Annotated in this window: 13 protein-coding genes; 10 read left to right on the plus strand and 3 right to left on the minus strand. The window is 64.5% G+C overall.

Features of this window, described 5'->3' with window-relative positions; genetic code table 11:
• Positions 1-480 precede the first annotated feature (480 nt).
• A complete protein-coding gene (locus tag NCR34_RS12980) occupies positions 481-1,767 on the minus strand; it encodes an SGNH/GDSL hydrolase family protein (RefSeq protein ID WP_248320643.1) in 1,287 nt (428 codons plus the stop codon).
• A gap of 145 nt (positions 1,768-1,912) precedes the next feature.
• Here NCR34_RS12980 and NCR34_RS12985 point away from each other — a divergent pair, with 145 nt between their 5' ends.
• Positions 1,913-3,070: a methyltransferase gene (locus NCR34_RS12985; RefSeq protein ID WP_248320644.1), complete on the plus strand. Its 1,158-nt coding sequence runs from the start codon at positions 1,913-1,915 to the stop codon at positions 3,068-3,070.
• A 257-nt stretch (positions 3,071-3,327) separates the two neighbouring features.
• Here NCR34_RS12985 and NCR34_RS12990 read toward each other — a convergent pair whose 3' ends face one another.
• Entirely contained in the window at positions 3,328-4,590 is a 1,263-nt protein-coding gene (locus tag NCR34_RS12990; RefSeq protein WP_248320645.1) for a TIGR03862 family flavoprotein, read from the minus strand.
• A 193-nt stretch (positions 4,591-4,783) separates the two neighbouring features.
• Here NCR34_RS12990 and NCR34_RS12995 point away from each other — a divergent pair, with 193 nt between their 5' ends.
• From NCR34_RS12995 to NCR34_RS13035, 9 genes are all read left to right on the plus strand, one after another.
• A complete protein-coding gene (locus NCR34_RS12995; protein WP_248322353.1) occupies positions 4,784-6,265 on the plus strand; it encodes an MFS transporter in 1,482 nt (493 codons plus the stop codon).
• A 659-nt stretch (positions 6,266-6,924) separates the two neighbouring features.
• The gene (gene paaA / locus NCR34_RS13000) at positions 6,925-7,926 is read left to right on the plus strand and encodes a 1,2-phenylacetyl-CoA epoxidase subunit PaaA (RefSeq protein ID WP_248320646.1); all 1,002 of its coding nucleotides are present in this window, start codon (positions 6,925-6,927) and stop codon (positions 7,924-7,926) included.
• A 16-nt stretch (positions 7,927-7,942) separates the two neighbouring features.
• Positions 7,943-8,227 carry a 1,2-phenylacetyl-CoA epoxidase subunit PaaB gene (gene paaB / locus NCR34_RS13005; RefSeq protein WP_159837210.1) on the plus strand — a complete coding sequence of 95 codons (285 nt, stop codon included), beginning with the start codon at positions 7,943-7,945 and terminating at the stop codon, positions 8,225-8,227.
• Positions 8,228-8,236: 9 nt separating this feature from the next.
• On the plus strand, positions 8,237-9,034 hold the full coding sequence (paaC, locus tag NCR34_RS13010; RefSeq protein ID WP_248320647.1) for a 1,2-phenylacetyl-CoA epoxidase subunit PaaC: 798 nt from the start codon (positions 8,237-8,239) through the stop codon (positions 9,032-9,034).
• Positions 9,035-9,036: 2 nt separating this feature from the next.
• Positions 9,037-9,540 (plus strand): 1,2-phenylacetyl-CoA epoxidase subunit PaaD, encoded by a 504-nt coding sequence (paaD, locus tag NCR34_RS13015; protein ID WP_248320648.1) that lies wholly within the window; start codon positions 9,037-9,039, stop codon positions 9,538-9,540.
• Between the two features lie 21 nt (positions 9,541-9,561).
• Positions 9,562-10,650, plus strand: a complete 1,089-nt coding sequence (paaE, locus tag NCR34_RS13020; RefSeq protein ID WP_248320649.1) for a 1,2-phenylacetyl-CoA epoxidase subunit PaaE — start codon at positions 9,562-9,564, stop codon at positions 10,648-10,650.
• 96 nt (positions 10,651-10,746) lie between these two features.
• A complete protein-coding gene (locus NCR34_RS13025; protein WP_248320650.1) occupies positions 10,747-11,565 on the plus strand; it encodes a DUF1835 domain-containing protein in 819 nt (272 codons plus the stop codon).
• 22 nt (positions 11,566-11,587) lie between these two features.
• Positions 11,588-12,190, plus strand: a complete 603-nt coding sequence (locus tag NCR34_RS13030; protein WP_206467158.1) for a TetR/AcrR family transcriptional regulator — start codon at positions 11,588-11,590, stop codon at positions 12,188-12,190.
• Positions 12,191-12,369: 179 nt separating this feature from the next.
• Complete coding sequence (locus NCR34_RS13035) at positions 12,370-13,035, plus strand: GNAT family N-acetyltransferase (RefSeq protein ID WP_371747420.1); 666 nt, start codon at positions 12,370-12,372, stop codon at positions 13,033-13,035.
• 82 nt (positions 13,036-13,117) lie between these two features.
• Here NCR34_RS13035 and NCR34_RS13040 read toward each other — a convergent pair whose 3' ends face one another.
• Positions 13,118-13,621 carry an Lrp/AsnC family transcriptional regulator gene (locus NCR34_RS13040; RefSeq protein ID WP_175938279.1) on the minus strand — a complete coding sequence of 168 codons (504 nt, stop codon included), beginning with the start codon at positions 13,619-13,621 and terminating at the stop codon, positions 13,118-13,120.
• Between the last annotated feature and the right edge of the window lie 92 nt (positions 13,622-13,713).

Genomic DNA, 13,713 nt, shown 5'->3' on the forward strand with positions numbered 1-13,713 from the left:
TTCAATGCCTGTTACTGTTTTCGGTTGTTTTACCAACCGGTCGCTCACTCAACGTACTGACGATGATTAATCCGTCTCTCGACAGATAAACCTTCCTCTGATACTTCGCGTGAGACTCTTGATACTTTTGCTTGACCAATTCCGCAGAACCGGCCGCACTCCACCATCAAGCGCCCACACTTATCGGCTGTTAGTTTTTAAAGAGCAATCCGCCAAGACTTTCCACTTCGCCATCGAGCACTTTGCTCGGCACCGCTTCGTCTTGCGTCGCTGCATCAGCAGCAGAGAAACGAGATTATGAAGAATCTTTTTCTCCTTGTCAACAGCTTTTTTCTGCTTTCGCTTTCAAAACTGAGGACTTCGGAGACCGCCTGTTTCTTTGGCGGCGCTCATCTTGCGACGAGGAGCGGAATTCTAGGCCAAGCAAACGCCAATGACAAGGTGATGACGCGAGATTTTTTGCGGACCATTCCCGGACGCCTATTTCGCCGTCCCGAGGACGACGTCCAGGGGCACCGCAGCCGCCATCGCGGCGTATCCGGCGTCGCTCGGGTGAATGTGATCGCCACTGTCGAAACGCCGCTGCAGCGCGCTCGGCCGGGACGGATCGCGCAGCGCCTGATCGAAGTCGATGACGCCATCGAACGCCCGGCTCGCGCGGAGGGACGTATTGACCGCCGTGCGAATCGCCTCGCGCTCCGGTGGCAGCGACGCCGGCGTGAGCGTCGCGCCGTAGATCTTCAGCCCGCGCTGGTGCGCCTGCGCGATGAGTCGTTGATATCCCCGCAGCAGCGCGTCGGCGTTGACCTCGGTATGCGGCGCATCGCAGTCGAGGCCGCCGTGCGCCGGCATCGCAGCGAAATTAATGTCGTTGATGCCGATCAGCACGATCACCGCGCGCACGCCCGGCTGCCGCAGCGCGTCGCGATCGAAGCGGCTCACCAGCGCCTCGCCATAGCAAGGCGAATTGCTGAGCAGCCGGTTTCCGCTGATGCCCACATTGACGACCGCCGCCTGCCCGCCGTTTTTCTGAGCGATTTCGCGTGCGAGAGCGTCCGGCCAGCGCCGATTGGCGTTCAGCGTCGAGCGCATGCCGTCGGTAATGGAATCCCCGATCGCGACGACTGCCCGCGCCGTCGGATTCTCCACTGACACGTTCGTCAGCCACGCATACTGCGTGAAGCGAGTCCGGAAGGCTGCGGGAGAAGCGTCGTCCGTGCGGTCTCCGGGCGTCGAAACGTAATTGACCTGGCTTGCAACGCGATGCCACGCGACGAGTTTCTGTTCTTTCCCGATGAACATGCTGACCGCGAGCGGCTGACCGGCTGCCACGTCGAACGCGAGCGGATCACTCGTGGCTTGCCCGCCCGGCGCGACCGTCACCGTCTTGTTGCCGGCGAATAGCACGTGCCGGGCGCTGGCGCCCTGTATCGCGGGGCTGCTACCGCTGACGGCACGCGCAACGCTCATCGACTCGACAACGAGCGGCGCGGTTCCATACACGTTGCTGATGCGCAAGCGCATTTGCTTGCCGGTAAGCTGCGGATAGATCACTTGCCGGACGGTTCGGCCCCCGACTTCCGGCGCGCGATAAAGCGGCGGCAGATTCGCGAGTTGCGGAATCGATTGAAGCGCCGTGCCCCAGGCGCTGACCCAATGGTCGTTGGCGGGCGATCCGGCCGTCTCGGCGGCAACCGCAAGCGACGCGGCGGTGAACGGGAAAGCAAGCGCGGCCGCGCACAGTGCGGCGAGATACTTGGGCTTCATTCGGCGGTGGCGTTCGGAAAAGATCTAAATTGTGCCCGATCGTCACAGCGAACGCGCCGCCGAATCGGGAAGAAAACGCGCGTCACCGACCCGCCCGCATCGATTGGCCTCACAATGCAGCCAATCCTTTTCACGACGTACCTCTATGCAACCCGAAAGCTCCACGCCCCGACTCCATTGGGAAGAGGACGGCGAAAGCCGTTCTGCTCGCTGGCGCTCCGAAAGCGGTAATCAGCCGCCGAAGCGTCTCGTCATCGGTCACGATCAAATGACCGCGGATCACGCCTACCGCCTCGCCTGCGAGGGCACGGCCATTCTCTGGCGCGGCGATTTCCAGAACGCGCGGCAGCTCCTGCAGGCGATGGCCCGGCGCATCGACAACAAGCCGCGCAAGGCAAAGAAAGCGGCGTCGGACAAAGACAAACCGCTGTCCCCGATCGATACCTTCAACCTGCACCGTCTCGCGCAGTCGCAGCGGGCGCGCACCCTCGCGATGCTCGTGCTTCCGCTCGACGAGCAGTACGTCATCCCACTGCGCCGCGCGCCGGACGTGCGCGAAGCGTGCGAGGAAGCGTACGGCCCGCCGCAGGAGCCGTCCGTGGTCTCGTTGCGCGAGGTCCTCGGTCTGATCGGCGCGCACGAGTGGCGCAAGAAGGGCGTCGAGATCAAGGCGACGGGCGGCCGCATTCATCCGTACTACGGCGTCTTTTCGCCGGTGCGCGGCGAGTACATCGATCTGATCGCGAATCAGCCGTTGCCGTCGACATCGCTCGCGTTCGACGTCGGCACCGGTACCGGCGTGCTCGCGGCGGTGCTGGCGCGGCGCGGCGTGGAGCGCGTCGTGGCCACGGATGTCGATGCGCGCGCTCTCGCCTGCGCTCGAGAGAACATCGACCGGCTCGGGCTGCGCAAGCAGGTGCAGGTCGTCGAGGCCGATCTCTTCCCGGAAGGACGCGCGCCGCTCGTCGTGTGCAATCCGCCGTGGCTGCCGGCGCGCCCGAGTTCGGCAATCGAACACGCAATCTATGATCCGGAAAGCCGCATGCTGCGCGGTTTTCTCGGCGGCCTCGCCGCGCATCTGACGCCCGGCGGAGAAGGCTGGCTCATTTTGTCCGACTTTGCCGAGCATCTCGGGCTGCGCACGCGTGCTCAGCTTCAGGAATGGATTGACGCTGCCGGGTTGAAGGTCGATGGCCGCATCGACGTGAAACCGCATCATCCGCGCGCGACGGATAAGTCGGACCCGCTGCACGCGGCGCGATCGGCGGAAGTGACGTCGCTTTGGCGGCTGGTTGCGGCGTGAGGCGCGGGGTTGCCGGGATTCGGCTTGTTACTGAATGACGCTTGCGGCTTGGCCTCGTTGCATCCGGCGAGCGCTTGGTCCTGCGCGACGCTAGATTGCGTTCCTCGGAGGCGAATCGCGACGGTTCGACGCCAGAAATCCGGCAGCTTCTTGCACGTGGCTCGACGCATTGCGGCCGTTGCCGAACGAGCGTCAGAAGCCACTTCACCGCCCGAACGTTGATCGTCCACCTCGCAGCGCATGCTCGCGTCCGCTAGTCACGCTCGCTCGCGAAGCCACGCAAGCGCGCCCTTCCCCGCGACGAGCCCGCTCGCAAAGCACGCCGTCAACAGATAACCGCCGGTCGGCGCTTCCCAGTCCAGCATTTCGCCCGCGGCGAATACGCCGGGCAGCGCGGTGAGCATCGAGCGCTGATCGAGCGATTCGAACGCGACGCCGCCTGCGCTGCTGATCACTTCCGCAATCGGCCGCGGACGTCGCACGCGCAGCGGCAGCGCCTTGATGCACGCGGCGAGCGTGTCGAGGTCGGCGAATTCCTCTTTCGTCAGACATTCGCGCAACAGGCCGGCCTTCGCGCCCGCCAGATGCAGCCGGCTCTGCAAATGACTCGACAGAGACCGAGCGCCGCGCGGATGCCGCACCTCGTCCCGGACGCGCCCGGCCGACAGCTGCGGAAGGAGATCGACGAGAATGCGCGCGCCGGCGTCGCCTTGCTCCATCAGACGATCGCGGATCTGCGCCGACAACGCGTAGATCAGACTGCCTTCGATGCCATGCTCGGTCAGCAAGCATTCCCCGACCCGCCAGTCCACCGCGCCGTCCGCCCGTTCCAGCCCGATCGCGACCGACTTCAGCGGCTCGCCCGCGAAGCGTTCGCGAAAATGCGGCGACCAGTCCACGTCGAAACCGCAATTCGACGGCAGAAACGGCCGCACGTCGACGCCCCGCGCCGCCAGATGCGTCATCGCGCTGCCGTCCGAGCCGAGTTGCGGCCAGCTCGCGCCGCCGACCGCCAGCACGAGCGCATCGTGGCGCACGCGCTTTTCGCCATCGGGCGTCGCGAACCGCGATTCGCCCACGCCCGCGTCGGTCCAGCCGAGCCAGCGATGCCGCATATGCAGCCGAACACCCGACGCGCGCAGCCGATGCAGCCACGCCCGCAGCATCGGCGCGGCTTTCATGTCCGTCGGAAACACGCGGCCCGAGCTTCCCACGAAGGTTTCCACGCCCAGCCCGTGCACCCACTCGCGCAACGCGGCGGCGTCGAAGCGCGCGAGCAGCGGCGCAATGTCCGCGCGACGCTTGCCGTAGCGCGCGATGAACGCGTCGGCAGGCTCGGAATGCGTCAGATTCATCCCGCCCTTGCCCGCCATCAGGAACTTGCGTCCGACCGACGGCATCGCGTCGAACACATCGACGCTCGCGCCGCCGGCCGCGAGCGCCTCCGCCGCCATGAGCCCGGCCGGTCCGCCGCCGACGACCGCGACTTGCACGGATTCGATGTTTTCAACTGAGGTCATGCCAGGTCGCGAGGAAACGAGTAAACGAGTAAACGAGGAGCGACATTGTCGCATCGCGTTCGTTGGCTGGCGGACGAAGGCGTGCGCCCGGCCGTAAGTCATTAAATAACAAAAAAGAATTTGGTCGCCGCCCGCCAGCCGGATACGATCCGGCGATTCCTTGCGTCCACAAATTTTCTACATTCCGTCGATCATGTCCGTATCTATCGCGCCCGAGCGAACACCTTCCCGGGCCGGCGCCGCCGATGCGCGTCCCGTCATTCGCAGCGCCGCCGACGTCTCGAATCTCGTCAATCGCGGCGCGGCCATCGGCAGCGATGCGCGCATCGTCGTCGCCATCGCGCTCGGCGGCATCTTCCTCGATGCCTATGACCTCGGCGCGCTGGCATTCGGCGTCAAGGACATCGCCCGCGAGTTTTCGCTGACGCCGACCGGAACCGGTTTCGTCGCCTCGGCGATCACGTTCGGCGCGATCATCGGCGCGTTCTTCGGCGGCTATCTCACTGACAAGATCGGCCGCTACCGCGTCTTCATGGCCGACATGTTCTTTTTCGTCGTCGCCGCGATCGCCTGCGCGCTCGCGCCGAACGCCTGGGTGTTGGGCGGAGCGCGCTTCGTGATGGGGCTCGGCGTCGGCATCGACTTGCCCGTCGCGATGGCGTTCCTCGCGGAATTCTCGCGGCTGCAAGGGCGCGGGAACAAGGCCGCTCGCGTCGCGATGTGGTGCCCGACGTGGTACGCCGCCATCAGCATTTCGTACTTGCTCGTGCTCGGTCTGTACGCAGCGCTGCCCGCGCATAACGCGGGCTGGCTCTGGCGGCTGATTCTCGGCTTCGGCGCGGTGCCGGCCATCGCAATCATCGCCATTCGCAGCCGCTATATGAGCGAATCGCCCGTCTGGGCCGCGAATCAGGGCGATCTGCCGGCCGCCGCCGCGATCCTGAAACGCTCGTATGGCGTCGATGCACGCGTCGATCCGGACGCGCTCGCGGAATCGAAAGCGGCGAAACCGCGCGGCGCGACGTGGAGCAACTACGGCGCGCTGCTGCGCGGCGTGTATCTGCGGCGCACAGTGCTGGCGACGGTCATCGCGATTGCGTCGTCCTTCGCGTACAACGCGGTGGCGTTCGGTCTGCCGGTCATCATCTCGAGTTTCCTCGCGCAGTCGATGCTCACGACGATTCTCGCCTCGCTCGCGCTGAATCTCTGCTTCGCGTTTGCCGGCGGGCTGTTCGCAGTGCGCACCGTGCCGAAGTTCGGCGCGTGGAAGCTGACGGTCGTCGGCTACGCGTTCCAGCTCGTGGCGCTGGTCGGGCTGGCGGTGGTCGGCAAACCAGCGACGGGTGCGCAGGTCGTCATCGCGATCGCGCTGCTCGCCGCTTTCCTGCTCGGGCAAGGCGTCGGGCCGGGCTCGCACAGCATGACGTTCGCCTCGCTGAGCTATCCGACGTCGCTGCGCGGCGTGGGTGTCGGCTTCAATCAGACGTTGATGCGCGCCAGTTCGACCGTTTCGCTCTTCTTGTTTCCGGTGCTGTCGGCGGCGCTCGGAACGAAAGTGTTCTGGATCATCGCGGTGGCGCCGCTCGCCGGGCTTGTCGCGCTGATGGCGGTGCGCTGGGAACCGTCGGGCTATGACGTGGACGCCGAAGACTTCGAGGGACAACGCGTCGAGTAACGGGCTCGGAGCAATCTGGCTATGAAAAAGCGGTGCGACCGGGAACGGCCGCGCCGTTTTTTTTAGCGCATCGATGCATCGGCCAACCGCGTTAGCTTCAAGGGACAACGCGCCCATAGATGGCGATGCGCTGGGAACCGTCGGGCTATAACGTGGACGCCGAACACTTCGAGGGACAACGCGTCGAGTGACGCGTTCGGAGCAATCTGGCCGTTAAGAAGCGGTGCGACCGGAAACGGCCGCGCCGCTTTTTTGTAATGCCTCGATGCATCGGCTGACCGCGTTAGCTTCGAGGGACAACGCGCCCATAGATGGCGGTGCGCTGGGAACCGTCGGGCTATGACGTGGACGCCGAAGATTTCGAGGGAGAACGCGTCGAGTAACGCGCTCGGAGCAATCCGGCCATAAGGAAGCGGTGCGCCCCGAAACGGCCGCGCCGCTTTTTTTTCGCGCCTCGATGCATCGGCCAACCGCGTTGGCGTCCGATATGGCGAACACCACGGGATAAATCCACATTCAACGAAGCGGTGCGCCCGAAAACGGCCGCGCCGCTTGATCGCCTCAGGAAAAACCCGCCTATCCCGAAAAATGCGATTCACCGACCGGCCGGTCGGTTTATAATCGGCGCACAGCGACTTTCCTACGAGCGAGTGTCCGCCATGTACACCCAATCTCTCGACCTCCCCGGCCAGCCGACCGCGCCCGACGCGCCCGTCGACGCCTCCGCGCAGCAGCAACGCTTCGACGCGGTCATGCAAGCCGACGGCAAAATCGAGCCGCAGGACTGGATGCCCGAGGCCTACCGCAAAACGCTCATCCGGCAGATTTCGCAGCACGCGCATTCGGAAATCATCGGCATGCAGCCGGAGGGCAACTGGATCAGCCGCGCGCCGAGTCTCAAGCGCAAGGCGATTCTGCTCGCGAAGGTGCAGGACGAAGGCGGCCACGGCCTCTATCTATATAGCGCCGCCGAAACGCTCGGCGTCTCGCGCGACCAACTCGTCGCCGCGCTGCACGCGGGCAAGGCCAAATATTCGAGCATTTTCAACTATCCGACGCCCACGTGGGCCGATGTCGGCGTGATCGGCTGGCTGGTCGACGGCGCCGCGATCATGAACCAGATTCCGCTCTGCCGCTGCACGTACGGACCGTACGCCCGCGCGATGATCCGCATCTGCAAAGAGGAGTCGTTTCACCAACGCCAAGGTTTCGACGCGCTGCTCGCCATGATGAAAGGCACGCAGGCGCAGAAGGACCTCGTGCAGCAGGCGGTGAACCGCTGGTGGTGGCCGGTGCTGATGATGTTCGGCCCGAGCGACAAGGATTCGATCCACAGCGGGCAGTCGTTCGCGTGGGGCATCAAGCGCATTTCGAACGACGACCTGCGCCAGAAGTTCGTGGATGCCACCGTCGAGCAGGCCAAGATTCTCGGCGTCACGCTGCCCGATCCCGACCTCAAGTGGAACGCGGCGCGCGGCGCGCACGACTACGGCGAGATCGACTGGGAAGAATTCTGGCGCGTCGTCAACGGCGACGGTCCGTGCAACAAAGAGCGTCTCGCCACGCGCGTGAAGGCGCACGACGAGGGCGCTTGGGTCCGCGAAGCCGCGCTCGCCTACGCCGAAAAACAGAAGGCGCGCGCGCACAAGCAAGCCGCCTGAACGGGAGACATCGAATATGAGCAAGGAATGGCCGATCTGGGAAGTCTTCGTGCGCAGCAAGCAGGGACTGGATCACAAGCATTGCGGCAGCCTGCACGCCGCCGACGCCGCGACCGCGCTGCGCATGGCGCGCGACGTCTACACGCGGCGCCAGGAAGGCGTGAGCATTTGGGTTGTGCCGTCGTCGGCAATCACGGCGTCCGACCCGGCGGACAAGGGCGAATTCTTCGAACCGGCAGGCGACAAGATCTACCGGCATCCGACGTTTTTCGTGCTGCCCGACGAAATCAACCATATGTGAGCGCGCGACATGAGCACCGAACACCTCGCTTATGTGCTGCGCCTCGCCGATAACGCGCTGATTCTCGGTCAGCGCAACGCCGAATGGTGCAGCCACGGGCCCGCGCTGGAAGAGGACATTGCGCTGGCGAACATCAGTCTCGATCTGATCGGGCAGGCGCGGCTGCTGTATTCGCATGCGGCGACGCTCGAGTCGGCGTTGACGGGCGAGGCGAAGACCGAAGACGACTACGCGTATTTCCGCACGGAACGCGAATTCGCGAACTACACGCTGGTGGAGTTGCCGCACTTCGGCCCGCTCGCGGGCACGGCGCGCACCGAGCGCGATTACGCCGTGACGATCGTGCGCAACTTCCTGTACTCGGCTTTCATGGCCCACGTCTGGACTGCGCTTCAGGCTTCGTCGGACACGCAGCTCGCGGCGATCGCGGCGAAGTCGATCAAGGAAACGCGGTATCACGTGCATCACGCCCGCGACTGGCTCGTGCGTTTCGGCGACGGCACCGAGGAATCGCATCGCCGGGCGCAAGCGGCGCTCGACTATCTGATGCCGTACACGCGCGAGTTCTTTCACCCGGACGCGATCGAGCGCGCAGTGGCCGAAGCCGGCATCGCGCCGCTCGCGAGCGATTTCGAAGCCGTCTGGCGCGACGACGTGCAAGCCGCGCTCGACGAAGCCACGCTGCAAGCGCCCGCCGAGGTCAAGCACGTCAGCACGGGCAAGCTCGGCGAGCATTCCGAGCACATGGGCTATTTGCTCGCGGAAATGCAAAGCCTCGCGCGGCAGCATCCGGGCGCGAGCTGGTAATCATGGACGCGACGATAGAACGCGCGTGGTCCGTGCTTGAAGCCGTGCCGGACCCGGAAATTCCGGTGGTGTCGATCCGCGAACTCGGCATTCTGCGCGACGTGCGCCACGGCGACGACGGCGTGCTCGAAGTCGTCATCACGCCGACGTACTCCGGCTGCCCAGCGATGTCGCAGATCGCTGAGGACATCGCCGAGGCTATCGAGCGCGCGCAACTCGGCGCGCATCGCGTGGAAACGGTGCTCGCGCCGGCCTGGACCACCGACTGGATCACGGACGAAGCGCGCGACAAGCTGCGCCGCTACGGCATCGCGCCGCCGGCAGGCGCGTGCAGCAGCACGGAAAAGCCGATGCGGTTCGTGCCGTACAAGAAGGAAGTCATCGCCTGTCCGCGCTGCGGCTCCACGCACACGGAGACGCTCGCGCAATTCGGCTCGACGGCGTGCAAGGCGCTCTATCGCTGCCTCGATTGCCGCGAGCCGTTCGATTACTTCAAGCCGTACTGACCTCTCCACGACACGACTCTTATGGCGACTCCGCAATTTCACCCGCTGCGTATCCGCGACGTGCGCCCCGAGACGGCCGACGCGGTCACCGTGTCCTTCGACGTGCCACCGGAACTGCGCGACGCGTTTCGTTTCACGCAGGGCCAGTTCGTGACGCTGAAGACGCATATCGACGGCGAAGAAACGCGCCGCTCGTATTCCATCTGCGTCGGCGTGACAGATTACGACCGCGACGGCGAACTGCGCATCGGCATCAAGCGCGTGCGCGGCGGGCGCTTCTCGAACTTTGCGTTCGACACGCTCAAGCCCGGCCACGAAATCGACGTGATGACGCCCGACGGCCGCTTCTTCACGCATCTGAACGCGGATCATGCGAAGCATTATGTCGCGTTTTCCGGCGGCTCGGGCATCACGCCGGTGCTGGCGATCATCAAGACCACGCTCGACATGGAGCCGACGAGCCGCTTCACGCTCGTCTACGGCAACCGCAGCGTGGACGCGATCATGTTCGCCGAGGAACTGGAAGACCTGAAGAACCGCTACATGAGCCGGTTCTCGCTGTATCACGTGTTGTCCGACGATTTGCAGGACGTCGAGCTTTTTAACGGCGTGCTCGACAAGGCCAAGTGCAAGGCGTTTCTCGAATCGCTCCTGCCGCCCGGCGAAATCGACGAAGCGTTCATTTGCGGCCCCGGCCCGATGATGGACGCCGCCGAAGCCGCGCTGAAGGAAGCGGGCGTCGCGCCGGAGCGCATTCACGTCGAACGGTTCGGCACGCCGTTGCCGCAGGCGGGCGCGCCGCAAATCGAGATCACCGAGAACACGCCTGCGGCCGATCTGGAACTTGTCATCGACGGGAAAAAGCGCAAGCTGCGGCTGCCGTATGAAGGCGTGAGCGTGCTCGACGTCGGCCTGAAAGCGGGACTCGCGCTGCCGTACGCGTGCAAGGGCGGCGTCTGCTGCACGTGTCGCGCGAAAGTGCTGGAAGGCGAAGTCAAAATGGACAAGAACTACACGCTGGAGCAGCACGAAATCGACGACGGCTTCGTGCTGACGTGCCAGTGTCATCCGGTGAGCGAGCGCGTGGTCGTGAGTTTCGACGAACGCTGATTCCGCGCGGCAACCCACACCGGCGCGTTCCCGGATTGGCTAAACTGGGGATCGCTCCTCCCGAGCGGTCCTTCGTCTTTCCGGCAAGCCGACACCATGAATACGATTCACGTCACCAATGGCGACTGCGCGGCCGACGCTCTCACCAATGCGCTGCGGCTCGCCGAACGCACGGAACAGGTGATCGCGCTGCGCGACGATCTCGCTGTCGGGCCGTTGCAGGACATCGACGAATCGCCTGTCGCGCGCGCGGCGTTCTGGCGTCAGGTGTCCAACACGCCTGCCGATATCGAAGATCAATTGCAGAGCCAGCTTGCGCTGCTCGGACGGCTTGCGCGCGGCGACGGACAGGTCGTCGTCTGGCACGGCCAAAGCGCGGCGGATCAACTCACGCTTCGGCGCGTGGCGTACTTCCTGCGCAATGCGCCGCAGCGCCTGAACGAAGCGAAACTGACCTTCGACGACCTCGCCATCGAAGCGCCGGACGCGCATGCCGAAACCGTGCGCCGGGCGGACCGGGCGACGTCCGTCGGCATGTTTTCGCCGCGGCAACTACTCGCGAAGCTGCCGACAGCCGCGCCTATCTCCGTGCTGCGCATCAGCCGGCTCGCGCTCGAATGGCAGGAGGCGAAGCATTCCAGCGCGGAAAACCGTCGCCTGCGCGACAACATGCTGGTGTCCGGAACGTGGCTGGATGTCGATGAAACGCTGCTCGAACTCGCCACGTCCGATTGGCAGCCGGCAACGCGCATCGCCGCGGGCGCGATGGCGCGGCGCTTCGATTTTCTGGTGAGCGATTCCGTCGCGTTCTGGCGCTGTCGGGAACTGGTCACGGCGGGCCGGCTTAAAATACGCGGCACGCCGTCGGATATGGCTCACGCCGAATTGCGACGCTCATCGACTCAAGCCGAATAAGCCGAAAGAACGCTTCCGACACATGGCCCGCACCAAAGCGCCTGACCACGACACGCAACGCGAACAGATTCTCGAACTCGCCGCCGCCAAATTCGCGCAGACCAGCTATCCGAGCACGTCGATGTCGGACCTCGCCGCCGCGAGCGGCACCTCGAAGGCGCGGCTCTATCACTACTACGAGAGCAAGGAAGCGATCCTCTTCGACCTGCTCGACCGCTACACGAAGCGGCTCATGCTGATCATCGCGGAAGTGGAAGGCGCGAGCCAGCGGCGCGGCCTGGGCGAGCGCGAAGCCTTCGCGGAGCTCGTGCGCGCGTTTCTCGCGGAATACGAGACGTCGCATAGCCGGCACGTGGCGCTACTGAACGACGTGAAGTATCTCGAAGACGCGCAGCGCGAAGTGGTCCTCGACCGTCAGCGGGATATCGTCGCGGCGTTCACGCGCCAACTCGCCCGGGCCTATCCGAAGCGCGTGACAAAAGAGAACCAGACCGCGCTCACGATGATGGTCTTCGGCATGATCAACTGGACGTTCACCTGGCTGAAGCCGGGCGGCAAGCTCGGCTATCGCGATTTCGCCGAACAGGTCGTCGAGATGATCGAGCACGGACTCGCCGCCGATTAAGCCTGTGCTGCGCTGCGTCACTCTGTCCGCTGCCATCTAACCGCCTGATTCTGCGGACAAAAAGGCAAACCTAGAACGCCTCCTCCACTACTTTTAAGGGTTTTCCCGTACGCGTTTTCCTTGGAAGGGATAAAATTCGTTTTGCTTTGCAGCATACGAACAAGGAGAACACCGTGGAACTGACCTTCAACCGCACCGCGCCGCAGATTGCCGCCGCCGCTGATCGGCCGCTGCCGGACGCCGCGCGCTTGCCGGTTCTCGTTCGCGAGTTGTCCTCCGCCGATCGTGAGCGCCTGCTTACCCATTTCCTCGCGCTTGACGAAGACGACCGCCTGCTCCGCTTCGGGCAGATCGTGCCGGACCACGTCATCGAAAACTACGTTCAGAACCTGAACTTCACGAACGACACGGTGTTCGGCGTGTTCGGCAATTCGCTGGAACTGCTCGGCGTCGGTCATCTGGCGTATCTGCCGGCGGAAGGCGAGAAGCGCACTGCCGAATTCGGCGTCTCGGTGCTCGAAAGCGCGCGCGGTCGCGGCATCGGCAGCAAGCTGTTCGAGCGCGCCGCCATGCGCAGCCGCAATACGCAGGTTTCCGTGCTGTACATGCACTGCCTGTCGCGCAACGCGCGGATGATGCACATCGCGCGCAAATCGGGCATGAAGATCGAATACGCCTACGGCGAAGCTGACGCGTATCTCTCGCTGCCGCCTGCGGATCAGACGAGCATCATGGCGGAAATGCTGCAAGAGCAAGCCGCCGTGTTCGACTACGCGATCAAGCGCCAGGCGCATCGCGCGTCGCAGGTGTTCCGGGCGTTCATGCCGACGGCCAACGCGGCCTGAGTTCATCGGCAGCGCGGTTGGCGCCGCGAGCGACACCATGCGAAGGGCGGCTCAGGCCGCCCTTTTCGTTGTCCGGATGCGCTCAACGCAGCGGCAACGCGGTCGTCTCCTTGATGCGCTCCAGCGAGAAACTCGAACGCACGTCGATCACCGAAGGGTGATGCAGCAGTTGATCCTGCACGAAGCGCGAGAAGTGGTCCATGTCGCGCACCTGCACGCGCAGCAGGAAATCCATCTCTCCGGTCATCGCGTCGCAGGCCACCACTTCCGGCCACGACCGCACGGCTTCGCGGAAAAGATCGCCGTGCGTCGGGGGATTCGGCGTGCCGGCCGACGCGGGCATGCCGCCGCGCTTCTCCAGCCGCACGTTCACATAAGCCAGCAAGCCGAGACCGAGCTTCTTCGCGTCCAGCAGCGCGACGTAGCCGCGAATCACGCCCGTCTCCTCCAGCCGCCGGATTCGCCGCAAACACGGACTCGGCGAAAGATTCACGCGATCCGCGATCTCCTGATTCGACAGGCGCCCGTTTTCCTGAAGAATCGCGAGGATTCTTCGGTCGATCGTATCGAGTTCGGGCTCGGCCATTTTCGGTCTCCATTCGGCGAATCGGTGGCAGTTTCGTGCGCCATCTTAGGAACGCGCGATTTCTTTCGCAAGTTTTTGCCGCCGTTCGCTGG

Origin of the sequence: Caballeronia sp. GAWG1-5s-s, from assembly GCF_023631445.1 — a bacterium.
Classification (GTDB): domain Bacteria; phylum Pseudomonadota; class Gammaproteobacteria; order Burkholderiales; family Burkholderiaceae; genus Caballeronia.

Bases quoted from the DNA above. Each gene is read 5' to 3' on its own strand.
- NCR34_RS12980 (WP_248320643.1), bottom strand. From the start codon at position 1,767: ATGAAGCCCAAGTATCTCGCCGCACTGTGCGCGGCCGCGCTTGCTTTC.
- NCR34_RS12985 (WP_248320644.1), top strand. From the start codon at position 1,913: ATGCAACCCGAAAGCTCCACGCCCCGACTCCATTGGGAAGAGGACGGC.
- NCR34_RS12990 (WP_248320645.1), bottom strand. From the start codon at position 4,590: ATGACCTCAGTTGAAAACATCGAATCCGTGCAAGTCGCGGTCGTCGGC.
- NCR34_RS12995 (WP_248322353.1), top strand. From the start codon at position 4,784: ATGTCCGTATCTATCGCGCCCGAGCGAACACCTTCCCGGGCCGGCGCC.
- paaA (WP_248320646.1), top strand. From the start codon at position 6,925: ATGTACACCCAATCTCTCGACCTCCCCGGCCAGCCGACCGCGCCCGAC.
- paaB (WP_159837210.1), top strand. From the start codon at position 7,943: ATGAGCAAGGAATGGCCGATCTGGGAAGTCTTCGTGCGCAGCAAGCAG.
- paaC (WP_248320647.1), top strand. From the start codon at position 8,237: ATGAGCACCGAACACCTCGCTTATGTGCTGCGCCTCGCCGATAACGCG.
- paaD (WP_248320648.1), top strand. From the start codon at position 9,037: ATGGACGCGACGATAGAACGCGCGTGGTCCGTGCTTGAAGCCGTGCCG.
- paaE (WP_248320649.1), top strand. From the start codon at position 9,562: ATGGCGACTCCGCAATTTCACCCGCTGCGTATCCGCGACGTGCGCCCC.
- NCR34_RS13025 (WP_248320650.1), top strand. From the start codon at position 10,747: ATGAATACGATTCACGTCACCAATGGCGACTGCGCGGCCGACGCTCTC.
- NCR34_RS13030 (WP_206467158.1), top strand. From the start codon at position 11,588: ATGGCCCGCACCAAAGCGCCTGACCACGACACGCAACGCGAACAGATT.
- NCR34_RS13040 (WP_175938279.1), bottom strand. From the start codon at position 13,621: ATGGCCGAGCCCGAACTCGATACGATCGACCGAAGAATCCTCGCGATT.